Source organism: Cyanobacteria bacterium FACHB-DQ100 (genome assembly GCA_014695195.1).
Taxonomy (GTDB): domain Bacteria; phylum Cyanobacteriota; class Cyanobacteriia; order Leptolyngbyales; family Leptolyngbyaceae; genus Leptolyngbya.
The window spans coordinates 288,354-300,560 of sequence record JACJNW010000039.1 but is presented as its reverse complement, the minus strand read 5'-3'; the positions used below and the strand labels follow the sequence as shown (position 1 = coordinate 300,560).

Sequence of the window (12,207 nt, the reverse complement as noted above, 5' to 3'; positions counted from 1 at the left end):
TTTCATGAAAACTCTACCCAAAGAGCAGCGTTTTGAGACGTTTTCTTATCTGCCTGCGCTGACCGATGCTCAAATTGCGCGTCAGATTCAGTACACGCTTGATCAAGGGTATTTCCCTTGTATCGAGTTCAACGAGTCGTCTGACCCGACCGTTTACTACTGGACGATGTGGAAGTTGCCTTTGTTTAACGCAACTTCTCCCCAAGAAGTGCTGAACGAAGTGCAACAGTGCCGTTCTGAGTATGGCAATTGCTACATCCGCGTGGTGGCGTTTGACAACATCAAACAGTGCCAGGTGATGAGCTTTATCGTTCACAAACCGGGTTCAAACAATAGCGGCTACCGCTACTAATTTTGATTCGCAGTTGGTTCTGCGATCGTTTTTAAAGGAGATGGATTGTCCATCTCCTTTTTTATTGTTCAGATTGTCCAGGGTAAATGGGGTACTGCCATGCGTAACAGGGAAACCTAACAGCAAAGTTACGTAGGTAAAAGAATCAATGGACTTACAACGCCTTTATTGGACGAAAAACGTAAAAAGCGTAGAGCCTAACAAAGAATGGGCTTATCCCAACCCTCAAACTCCGTTTAAGTTGGAATGGAAGAACTGCGAGAACAACGCCAACAAACCGCAACGTAATGACCTAATTCTCCTGCGACAGCGTGGCTACGTTACGCACCTAGTCAAAGTTCTCGATGACAAGTCTGACCGTAAAGACTTGAAAGTGGAAGGCGACTTTAACTTTTATCGCGAAGTTAAAGTGATATGGACAATTAATAATCCACCTGATGAATTCAGGGCAGAGGTAATTTTTGAATACCCAGCCGTTCTTAGTTATCAAGGCGGCAATGTGATGAGGCTAGAAGAACTACCAACCTTTAGAGAAGCTTGGGACTCTAAAGGCGGGATTTCTGCTTTCCAGAAATCTGTCCAGGCAAAACTTGACGATGTAAAAGCTGGTTAATTGTTGAGCGTATCTGGACGATAATTCAGCTTCTCTGTCTCTATTGCGCTCTACCTTGAATTCAATTTATAGAGGTTAGAGCGCTTTAATCTGCGATTCTCCCAGCAATAATTGAAGGAATGATGCAAGGGAAAACACTATGCCAGCGATCGTCAAACTCACCGTCGAAGCACTCGCAGAAGCGATCGCTTTACGTGACCCTCATCTAATCTGGAAATCAACTCATTTGATCCAAATCTCGCGCTACAGTAAACGGAGATTTGCAAGGAAAGATCAATGCGTCGCTGGATTTCTTGGATTGCGCTCGTTCTCTGTGTGATCGGCTTGACTGGATGCAGTTTGCCGCGTGTGAATGCAGAAGATCGGCTATTTTTGCCTCTGTCGATCGAGTTTCTCGGTAGCTACACTTTGACCGATAAAGCGTTCAAAGAAACGACGATCGGTGGACTGTCAGGGATTGCCTATGATCGTAAACGAGATCTCTATTACGCCATTTCGGACGATCGCAGCGATCGCAATCCCGCCCGTTTTTACACGCTGAAATTGCAGATTGCTCAGAACACACTCAAATCGGTCGAAGTTCAGAACGTCACGACTTTAACTGATGAGACAGGGCAACCGTTTGCGAAAGGAACTATCGACCCGGAAGGCATTGCATTATCGCCGCTCAACTCTGTGTTTGTTTCCAGCGAGGGAGTGACGAAAGACGGGATTGCACCCTTTATTGGGGAGTTCGATTTGCAAACCGGGAAACTGAAGCGGAAGTTGCAGATGCCGGAGTCGTATTTGCCGGATGCAAAAGGAATGACGCAAACTCGCGGAGTTCGGGATAATCTCGGATTTGAAGCGTTGACGCTGAATGCAGGCGCTTCCACGGCTCCCTCTGCTGAACCGTTCCGATTGTTTGCCGCGATCGAGTCCCCGTTAGCCCAAGATCTTGAACTGCCAACGACAAAAGAAAGTCTGTTGAATCGATTGCTGCATTATCAACTGATTCCCACGCGATCGACATTGATTTCAGAACACGCTTATCCGTTAGATCCGAAACCCGCAGGCGCATCTGATTCTGGACTGACTGAACTATTGTCGATCGATCAAGGTGGGCATTTCTTGAGCTTAGAGCGATCGTTCGGAGTGGGTGGATTTCAGGTCAAACTGTTTCAAGTTGCAACTGGAACGGCAAGTGATACGTCTTCGATCGAATCCCTGCGTGGAGCGAAGGTGAGACCCGTAAGAAAGGAGCTATTGCAAGATCTCAATCAGTTAGGTGTTCGGATTGATAACTTGGAAGCAATGACGATCGGCGCAAGATTACCAGATGGATCGCATAGCTTAGTGCTGGTCAGCGATGACAATTTCAGCTTAGGGCAAGTGACACAATTCTTGCTGTTTCGGCTCAAGGGACTAAAAGGATGATTTGTCGGCTGCAACCCCTTACAATAAAATCCAAGTCTCGATGAAATGGCTATGACACACTCTACTGATATTGCAACTTTGGCACGTTGGATGGCTGCGGATTTCAGCAATCAGTTACAAGCTTTTGAAAATCCGCCGATGTATGCTCACATTCGCGTGTGTATGCGTCCGTTGCCGTTGGATGTGCTTGGTGGAGTCGGATTTTTTGTTGAGCAAGCCTACGACTATATGCTGAATGATCCGTATCGGTTGCGAGTATTGAAATTGATCGATCGCAACGGTTACATCGAAATCGAAAATTACCAAGTGCGCGATGAACAAAAGCTGTATGGAGCATCCCGCGATTTGAACCGCCTGAAGGAATTGAAAGCAGATCAGCTAGAAAAGCTTCCAGGCTGCAACATGATTGTGGAATGGACGGGCAGCAGCTTCAAAGGACGAGTCGAGCCTGGAAAAGCCTGTATGGTGACTCGCAAAGGCAAAGAGACTTACTTAGATAGTGAATTTGAGATTGATGGAGAGCGATTTACCAGTCTCGATCGTGGACGCGACCCGGAAACCGATGAGCACGTTTGGGGATCGGTTGCAGGTGCATTTGAATTTGTGCGATGGGCAAGCTTTGCCGATGAGGTACAGATTTAGTAATTTTGAATACACCGTAGGACAATCACACTTCCGCCATTAGATAGATATTGGGGTGAATCGGAAGATTACAGTTAAGAATTCAGGCGAACTCGCTGCGAATTGCGATCTTCTGAGTGCCGAAACCTGGTAGATTTGGCAAAGTATCCGCAGGAAAGATTGAGCAAGCATGAAAGTCCTAGTTATTGGTGGTGATGGATATTGTGGTTGGGCAACTGCGCTCTACTTGTCGAATCGAGGGCATGAGGTTGGTATTTTAGATAGCTTAGTGCGGCGGCATTGGGATAATGAATTGTGTATTGATACGCTGACCCCGATCGCGCCGATTAAGCAGCGTCTGCAACGCTGGAAAGACCTCACAGGCAAAACGATCGATCTTTTTATCGGCGATATCACGAACTACGAGTTTCTCAACAAATCAATGGAGCAGTTCCAACCCGATGCGATCGTGCATTTTGGGGAACAGCGATCAGCTCCGTTTTCGATGATCGATCGCGAACACGCCGTTCTCACTCAGGTCAATAATGTCGTCGGAACGCTCAATCTGCTCTACATCATGAAAGAGAAGTTCCCCGATTGTCATTTGGTCAAACTTGGAACGATGGGCGAATATGGAACGCCAAACATCGATATCGAAGAAGGCTACATTACGATCGAACACAACGGACGCAAAGATACGCTTCCGTACCCGAAACAGCCGGGGAGTATGTATCACCTCAGCAAAGTTCACGACTCGCACAATATTCACTTTGCCTGTCGGATTTGGGGTTTACGCGCAACGGATCTGAATCAAGGCATTGTGTACGGCGTTCTGACCGAAGAAACCGGAATGGACGAACTGCTGATCAACCGCCTTGATTATGATGGTGTGTTTGGAACGGCGTTGAATCGATTCTGCATTCAAGCAGCGATCGGGCATCCGCTCACGGTCTACGGAAAAGGTGGACAAACGCGGGGATTTCTCGATATTCGGGATACGGTGCGCTGTGTGGAATTGGCGCTGGAAACGCCTGCGGCTCCGGGTGAGTTTCGCGTGTTTAACCAATTTACTGAACTGTTCGGGGTGGCAGAAATCGCCAACTTGGTTCAGAAAGCGGGAAGCGCAATGGGCTTGAAAATTGAGGTGCAGAACTTCGATAATCCCCGCATCGAGAAAGAAGAACATTATTTCAATGCGAAAAACACCAATCTCTTGGATTTGGGACTGCAACCGCACTATCTTTCGGATTCATTGCTCGATTCGTTGCTGAATTTTGCTGTGAAGTACAAGCATCGCGTGGATAACAGCGAGATCCTACCAAAAGTAACTTGGAAGCGATAATTCAATTCAAAAAGCGATGGTTTTCGGATCATCGCTTTTTTACGATCGACCCTTCTCATAACGGTTATGCGTATTGCTTTATTTACAGAAACGTTTCTGCCAAAAGTTGATGGAATTGTTACTCGGTTAAAACACACCGTTGACCACCTGCAAAGACAGGGCAACGAAGTGTTGATCTTCTCGCCCGATGGGGGTTTAACCGAGTACAAAGGCGCAAAAATTTATGGTGTTTCAGGATTTCCGTTACCGTTGTATCCAGAGTTGAAGTTAGCATTGCCGCGACCTGCGATCGGTGATCAACTTTCACACTTCAAACCCGATCTGATTCATATTGTGAATCCTGCGGTTTTAGGATTGGCAGGACTGTTTTACAGCAAGGTTCTCAGCATTCCATTGATCGCGTCTTATCACACGCACTTACCGGAATATCTTCATCACTACGGTTTGGGGGCGTTAGAGGGTGTTCTGTGGGAATTGCTCAAAGCTGGACATAATCAAGCTGAAATCAATCTCTGCACTTCAACCGCAATGATGCAGGCATTGACAGATCACGGAATTGAACGAGTCAATCTTTGGCAGCGTGGCGTGGATACGGAGACGTTTCAGCCGCATTTTTCGAACCTGGAAATGCGATCGCGCCTCTCGCAAGGTCATCCTGAAGCGCCATTGTTGCTCTATGTCGGGCGCTTATCTGCGGAGAAAGAGGTCGATCGCATCAAAGCCGTTCTCGAATCGATTCCGAATGCACGATTAGCCTTAGTCGGTGATGGCCCAAATCGCCAAGCGTTAGAGCAACACTTTGCAGGCACCAATACAAATTTTGTCGGGTATCTTGCAGGTCAAGAACTGGCATCTGCATTTGCCTCTGCAGATGCGTTTGTGTTTCCGTCCCGAACTGAAACGCTTGGACTTGTGTTACTTGAAGCAATGGCGGCAGGCTGTCCAGTGGTGGCAGCCCGATCGGGCGGCATTCCCGATATTGTCGAAGATGGCGTGAATGGCTATCTCTTCGATCCGACCGATGAGAAGGGCGCGATCGTCGCCACGCAGCATCTGTTATCGCGCACCGAAGAACGCGAGAAGCTGAGACAGAATGCTCGCGCTGAAGCAGAGCGCTGGAGTTGGTCAGCCGCAACGAAACAATTGCAGAACTACTATGAAGATGTGTTATCAAAAGCTGCGATCGCGGCTGTGCGATAATCGACTTTGCCAAAAAACGTCACAATGGAACAGACCTTATTGGTAAATTGTTGTGCCCTCAGAGTTAGAAACCGCCCCGATTGATAGCCCTTGGAAACAAGGTGATCTGATCGAAGTGACGATCACAGATTTAAGCGATCGGGGTGATGGCGTTGGACGATCCGGATCGCGGGTGGTATTTGTGCCGGATACGGTGACGGGCGATCGGGCGATCGTCCGATTGATGCACGTCAAGCCGAATTACGCTCATGCAAAGATACATGAACTGCTCGAAGAGTCTCCGTATGGAGTGCGTCCGAGTTGCATTGTGGCGGATAAGTGTGGCGGATGTCAGTGGCAGCACGTCGAGTATGAATATCAGCGCACGGCGAAACGCAATCAGGTTGTGCAAGCGTTAGAGCGGATCGGGGGATTCGAGGGAGTTGCAATTGATGAAGTTCTTAACGTCAGCGAGCCTCTGCACTATCGCAATAAAGCAACTTATCCGCTAGGGATATCGCAGCATCGACAAGTACAAGCCGGGTATTACCAGAAAGGAACGCATCAAATTGTGAATCTGAATCAATGCCCGATTCAGGATGAACGATTGAATCCGTTCTTGGCTGAGGTGAAACACGATATTCAGCAGCAAGGTTGGCGGGTTTATGATGAGAAGTATCATCGGGGACAAGTGCGGCATTTAGCTTTGAGAATCGGACAGCGTACAGGTGAAGTGCTGTTAACGTTGGTGACGGCTGATCCAGAATTACCAAATCTAGAAGCTCAAGCGCAGGAATGGCTACAACGGTACCCAGCTCTTGTAGGAGTGTCGATCAATGTGCAGCCCGATCGCACAAACGCCATCTTTGGGGCAGAAACCCATTGCATTGCGGGGCAACCGTTTCTCAGTGAGCAATTTGCTGGATTAACCTTTCACATTCGACCGGATACATTTTTCCAAGTTCATACCGAGCAAGCAGAAGCATTGTTAACGACAATCTTGGATGAGTTGAACTTACAAGGGGATGAAACCTTTATTGATCTGTACTGCGGAATTGGCACGATGACTTTACCGATCGCACAGCGCGTCAAAACTGCGATCGGAATCGAAATTCAGCCCGAAGCGATCGAGCAAGCGCAGCAGAACGCAGCATTAAATGGAATTGGAAATGTCAGCTTTGAGGTCGGCTCGGTTGAAAAAGCTTTGCGCACCCTCTCCCTTCACCCTGATTTAGTCATGCTCGATCCGCCCCGAAAAGGCTGTGATGCTAGCGTTTTAGAAACGTTACGCCTTCAGAAACCAAAGCAAATCGTTTACGTCAGTTGTAACCCTGCAACTCTTGCACGCGATCTAAAGGTGCTGTGTGCAGGTAATATGTATCAACTGAAGCGGGTGCAGCCTGCGGACTTTTTTCCGCAGACCGCTCACGTCGAATGTGCAGCTTTCTTGAAACGGGTGGATGAGTAAATGCAATTCAAGGATCTAGTCGAAAAGTTAGGTAAATCGGTCATCAGCTACAGTGCCACACCAAGTTTAGACATTACAGGTGTAAGCCCGATCGCCGATGCCACTCCCAACACTTTGACTTATGCAGAAAGCACAAAATATACGGCGCAGCTTCAATCGACAAAAGCGACTGCCGTAATTTTGCCTGCTAACGAAACCTTACAGGCGATCGCCACCGAGCGCGATTTAGCCTGGATTGTTGTCTCTCAGCCGCGTTTTGCGTTTGCCCAAGCGATCGCGCTGTTTTACCAACCCTTCAAACCTTCGCCTAAGATTCATCCAACTGCTGTGATCGATCCATCGGCTCAGATTGGCGAAGGTGTTGCGATCGGTGCTCATGTGGTGATTGAATCCGGCGTTAAAGTTGGTAATCATGCCTGCATTCACCCCAATGTTGTCATTTATCCGGGGGCAAGTATTGGCGATCGTACGGTACTTCATGCCAACTGCACGATTCACGAACGGAGTCAAATCGGTGCAGATTGCGTGATTCATGCTGGGGCAGTGATTGGATCAGAAGGGTTTGGGTTTGTGCCGACTCGTGAAGGCTGGCTGAAAATGGAGCAATCCGGCTACACGGTGCTAGAAGATGGAGTCGAGGTTGGGTGTAATTCCGCGATCGATCGTCCTGCCGTCGGTGTAACCCGGATTGGGCGCAACACCAAGCTTGACAACTTTGTTCAAGTTGGGCATGGTGTGAAAGTCGGTGAAGCTTGTGCGTTTGCGGCTCAAGTTGGCATTGCCGGCGGATCGACGATCGGTAATCGGGTGATTCTGGGTGGACAGTCTGGAGTTGCGAACGAAGCCAAGATGGGCGACGGCTCGATCGCGTCGGCAAAAGCAGGCGTTCATGCGAACGTGAAACCTGGTGCAATCATGTCAGGCTATCCTGCGGTGGAGCATAAAATCTATCTCAAATCTTCAGCGATTTACAGCCGTTTATATGAGATGTATCAAGCCATCAAACAGATTCAGAAACGCTTAGATGATCAGTAGTGTGAACAGCTAAGATAATACATTTTGCAATTCTGCAAGTCGCTCTTGCACAATGCGGTAGTAATCAGGAATGAAACGGAATGACGAATAGCGGCAATAATACGATCAACAACCCAATCCAAACCGCATAACTCTTTTCTGGTAAAGGTTCCGATTCATCTAATAACGCATCAATTCGCTCATTCAGTCGAGTTTGAGGCATCGAATCGTTTAGCGCCGCCATCCAGGGTTCGGATTCAGCTTGCGAGGCAGAAACGATCGATAACAACGCTTCTGCAAGCAGCAATCCATCGGTTTGCTGTGCTGCCCAGCGATCGGCGCGGAGTTCCCTCAGCAAAATTAACTCTTGCCAAAGGGCTTCGGTGTTTGGCAACCAGGCAGTTAAACGGCGCAACCCACCTAGCCAGAAAAACCAGAACGTATCGCGATAATGACGATGTGCTTCTTCATGCGTTAGCGCCACTTGTAAATGCGCTTCGTCTAGCGTGTCTAGAAGTCCATCACTGATCACTAACTCAGGATTCCAGAAACCGATTTGAGCAATGAACGGAGTTGAGCTTTTTAGTAATCGCGCGGGTGTTGACAAGATAATTTCTTGCGACAACTGGTCGATTTCTTTCAGCGATCGCCCTGCCTGCCTTGCCAACTGCATCATCAAAACAACGCCAAGACCCAAAAATCCGATCGCAATTCCATAACTCCCCCAGCCTTCCCAAGTTTGTACCATTTGACCGCGAGGCCCCATGCACAAAATCGCGATCGCGCTTGTGATTAACAGAAGCGGCGAAAATAAAAATACGCCTAACGCCATTTGCCAACGGGTATTCCAGTCTGAAGCACTCGTTTTCCAGGCAAGCCGAAACGCGATCGCCACGCTAACGGAAATGAGCAATAAAGTGAAGTGCATAATTATTTCTCCCGTGCTTGACGAACTGCCTTGAGGCGTTGTGCGATCGCGTCAAGCTGATCACAACTCGCTTGATCCAAACTATCTGCAAATGCCGCAACCACATCCGGATTAGTCACTGCTAAAAATTGATTCAGTTGCTCCATTGCCTGAATTGCTCTTGCCTCAGATTGCGAAACGATCGCCGACCAAGTAAACGATCGATTCTGCTTGTTACAGGTTAACCACCCTTTTTTCACCAATCGATTCAGAACCGTCGTGACTGAAGTGTAAGCCAGTTCTCGATCGGGGTCAGCCAGAATGCGATCGTGAACGTCCTTTACCGTGACCATTTCGAGTTCCCAAACGATGCGAAGAATCTCAGCTTCTAAGGGGCCTAGCGAGAGTTGTTTTGGGCGGTATTCTGGAAGCGGAGCCATGTGTTAAGCAGGTGTGGATCGCATTTGATTGTACTGTCTGCGATCGCTCAGATTCAACTATCCTAAAAGTCGCAGTGATTTCTTCAAAGTTATGGCAATTCGCATCGGCAACGGTTACGACATTCATCGCCTTGTCAGTGGACGAGATTTGATCCTTGGCGGCATCAAGATCGAACATGAAACCGGGTTGCTGGGTCACAGTGATGCGGACGTTTTGACTCACGCGATCATGGATGCAATGCTTGGGGCACTGAGTCTAGGCGACATCGGGCATTATTTCCCACCAACTGACCCAAAATGGGCAGGAGCTGACAGCATTGTTTTACTTGAACAAGTGCATCAATTAATTCAAGACAAAGGCTGGAAAATCGGCAACATCGATTCAGTGATTGTGGCAGAACGCCCGAAACTGAAGCCGTACATTGAAGCAATGCGATCGCGTCTCGCCACCGCTCTGAGTCTCCCTCCAGATTGCGTCGGAGTCAAAGCCACCACGAACGAAAAAATGGATGCCGTCGGGCAGGAAGATGCGATCGTCGCTCACGCTGTAGTGCTGCTGGAACAAGCCTGAGTTAAGAAACGAAACGTGAACCTGCGATCGACCCCATCCACCCTTTACAATGGCTGAGGGAATTACTTTGATTCTCATAAACAAAAGTTCTACTACGGTCTAGGTCATTTTCGACCCTAGCTTCTCGACCCACTGGGAATTCAACAGTTGGCGGGTTACTTACTATAACAATGATCATTCCTGACTCAGTCCTGGAGACGCTGCTGAAGGCGCTTCCCCAGGTGCGACCTCAAATCTACTTCAAGTCTTCCCTCACTGCCTTGTCGCACGCGATGGAAGACCAGGTTTTAGCAGGCAATGATCATCCGCTTGTAATCGCGAGTTTTCAGCGGGAGCGTTTTTATCGGCAAGAAGCCCATCGGTATCTGAGAATCTCTGATCGTACCGATCAAGTCTATGTGCTTGCGGCTCCAGAAACCGATTTTGCCAATCGCTCCGAGCATTACGAAACGATCGCCTTTGAGCCGGAAGATGCGCTGAGTCAGGAGTGGCATCTCATTGTTGTCAGCGAACAGTACGCCGCTTGTTTGATTTGCCGAGAGCGCGATCTCAGTGCAGAAAATCAGTCCATTGCGCCACTGCACGTCGATCAAGCCCGACGATTTGAAGGAATTTGGACATTCGATCGCGCTGTGGTTCACAAATCGGCTGAGATTCTGCTGAATCGAATTCTGCAATATCGCCCAGAGCTACAAAGCAAAATTGCTCCAGTGCTGGTGCGAATTGCCGCGAGTTCAACCTCCAATATTAACCAAGTTGATCCGGCTCCGTTTGCCGATCGCTTAGTCACCTACTTGCAAGCAGGACAGTATAAACTCGCAAAAGCTTACCGCTCGATTGCAGAAAAAGAGCGCAAAGAACGCTTGGTGAATTCAATTACGGCAGCAGTGCGACGATCGCTTGATCCGCATGAAATTCTCAATGTTGCAGCAGAAGAACTCGGAAAAGTGTTAGGTGCCGGACGCTGTTTAATTTATCGCTGCAAATCAACCGATGCTTCTGCGATTTTGCAGCACGAATATTTACTCGATTCGGTTCCTTCGCTTGCAGGTCGGACTTGGACACTGCATGGCAATCCGTTGTTTGAAGAAGTTGTGCAGCGCCAAGAAGCAGTCTTTATCGAAGACACTCAAACCGATGCAAGATTGGCGATGATCAAAGATGGCGATCGCACGCTGCAAGCCTTAACTCAGGAATGGGATGTTCGATCGTGGCTGATGGTTCCGGTGCTGCATCAGAATCAGCTTTTGGGCATGGTCGAACTGCACTATTGCGGCACGACTCCGCACGTTCTAGAGCGCGATGAAGTCGCCATGATCGAAGCGATCGCCACTCAAGTCGGAGTGGCTTTGATTCAAGCCGAATCGTTTGCCAATCTAGAAGATCTCAATCAGCAGCTAGAAGCGCTCGATCGCACCCGCAGCAATTTGATTGCCATTACCGGGCACGAACTTCGCACCCCGCTTTCGACCATTCAAGTGTGTCTCGAAAGCCTTGCCAGCGAACCCGATATGTCTCCCGACCTGCGGCAAGTGATGCTCAATTCCGCCCTAGCCGACGGAGAACGAATGCGGAAGCTGATTCAAGACTTTCTCACGTTGTCGCGGCTTGAAAGCGGACGAGTGGAGTGGAGAATGGAACCGTTGCCGCTTTGGGAATGTGTTGATCTCGCTCTCAGCAGTCTGCAAGCCCGCAGAATGGCAACTCCACTGCCGCAAATTGTTACCCAGATTTCCACCGAACTGCCGCTGGTTCAAGTCGATGGTGAATGGCTAGTCGAAGTTCTCACCAAACTACTCGATAATGCCTGCAAGTTTACGGATGCTGGGGGCAGAGTCACCATTCGAGCGAAGCGTAGCAGCGACACCATGCTTGAAGTGATGGTCGCAGATACTGGACGCGGCATCGAAGAAAATCGGCTAGAAACGGTGTTCGATCGCTTCTACCAAGAAGAAGGCGCACTGAGGCGTACCACAGGCGGAACCGGTCTCGGACTTGCCATCTGTCGCCAAATTATCGCCAACTGGGGCGGACGCATCTGGGCAGAATCGAGCGGCAAAGATCGCGGCAGTGAGTTTCACTTTACGATTCCGATCGTGCCCGTGGGAGAGTCTAAGCGATCCGCTCAGAGAAAAAGAACGCGATCGAGAGATTAAATGCCCGAAATGCAAAATGCCGCATGATAATTGGCACGGTTTTGCTGTGCCTCCTACCCAAAAGTTTAGAATTTTCTACGCTTAAACCTGGAAAAATTCGTACCTATTAACAACTGTTACGGAATCGT

General features: G+C 48.7%; 12 protein-coding genes. 10 read left to right on the top strand and 2 right to left on the bottom strand.

Features of this window, described 5'->3' with window-relative positions; all coding sequences use genetic code 11:
- Positions 1-4: 4 nt before the first annotated feature.
- The 8 genes from H6F51_23515 to lpxD all read left to right on the top strand — a co-directional run bounded on the left by H6F51_23515 (position 5) and on the right by lpxD (position 8,026).
- Positions 5-352 carry a ribulose bisphosphate carboxylase small subunit gene (locus H6F51_23515; protein MBD1825443.1) on the top strand — a complete coding sequence of 116 codons (348 nt, stop codon included), beginning with the start codon at positions 5-7 and terminating at the stop codon, positions 350-352.
- A 148-nt stretch (positions 353-500) separates the two neighbouring features.
- Positions 501-965, top strand: a complete 465-nt coding sequence (locus H6F51_23510) for a hypothetical protein (protein MBD1825442.1) — start codon at positions 501-503, stop codon at positions 963-965.
- Between the two features lie 276 nt (positions 966-1,241).
- Positions 1,242-2,381 carry an esterase-like activity of phytase family protein gene (locus H6F51_23505; GenBank protein MBD1825441.1) on the top strand — a complete coding sequence of 380 codons (1,140 nt, stop codon included), beginning with the start codon at positions 1,242-1,244 and terminating at the stop codon, positions 2,379-2,381.
- A 51-nt stretch (positions 2,382-2,432) separates the two neighbouring features.
- Positions 2,433-3,023, top strand: coding sequence for a chromophore lyase CpcT/CpeT (locus tag H6F51_23500; GenBank protein MBD1825440.1), 591 nt, complete (start codon positions 2,433-2,435; stop codon positions 3,021-3,023).
- Positions 3,024-3,192: 169 nt separating this feature from the next.
- Positions 3,193-4,344, top strand: a complete 1,152-nt coding sequence (locus H6F51_23495; GenBank protein MBD1825439.1) for an NAD-dependent epimerase/dehydratase family protein — start codon at positions 3,193-3,195, stop codon at positions 4,342-4,344.
- Positions 4,345-4,410: 66 nt separating this feature from the next.
- A complete protein-coding gene (locus H6F51_23490; GenBank protein ID MBD1825438.1) occupies positions 4,411-5,544 on the top strand; it encodes a glycosyltransferase family 1 protein in 1,134 nt (377 codons plus the stop codon).
- A gap of 79 nt (positions 5,545-5,623) precedes the next feature.
- Positions 5,624-6,991 carry a 23S rRNA (uracil(1939)-C(5))-methyltransferase RlmD gene (rlmD, locus tag H6F51_23485; protein ID MBD1825437.1) on the top strand — a complete coding sequence of 456 codons (1,368 nt, stop codon included), beginning with the start codon at positions 5,624-5,626 and terminating at the stop codon, positions 6,989-6,991.
- Complete coding sequence (gene lpxD / locus H6F51_23480) at positions 6,992-8,026, top strand: UDP-3-O-(3-hydroxymyristoyl)glucosamine N-acyltransferase (GenBank protein MBD1825436.1); 1,035 nt, start codon at positions 6,992-6,994, stop codon at positions 8,024-8,026.
- Between the two features lie 64 nt (positions 8,027-8,090).
- Here the strand turns inward: lpxD and H6F51_23475 are convergent, their stop codons facing one another.
- Complete coding sequence (locus tag H6F51_23475; protein MBD1825435.1) at positions 8,091-8,933, bottom strand: M56 family metallopeptidase; 843 nt, start codon at positions 8,931-8,933, stop codon at positions 8,091-8,093.
- A 2-nt stretch (positions 8,934-8,935) separates the two neighbouring features.
- A complete protein-coding gene (locus H6F51_23470) occupies positions 8,936-9,352 on the bottom strand; it encodes a BlaI/MecI/CopY family transcriptional regulator (protein ID MBD1825434.1) in 417 nt (138 codons plus the stop codon).
- A 91-nt stretch (positions 9,353-9,443) separates the two neighbouring features.
- On the opposite strand from H6F51_23470, the gene H6F51_23465 reads away from it, so the two are divergent.
- On the top strand, positions 9,444-9,923 hold the full coding sequence (locus H6F51_23465) for a 2-C-methyl-D-erythritol 2,4-cyclodiphosphate synthase (GenBank protein MBD1825433.1): 480 nt from the start codon (positions 9,444-9,446) through the stop codon (positions 9,921-9,923).
- Between the two features lie 170 nt (positions 9,924-10,093).
- On the top strand, positions 10,094-12,079 hold the full coding sequence (locus H6F51_23460; protein MBD1825432.1) for a GAF domain-containing protein: 1,986 nt from the start codon (positions 10,094-10,096) through the stop codon (positions 12,077-12,079).
- Positions 12,080-12,207: the final 128 nt, after the last annotated feature.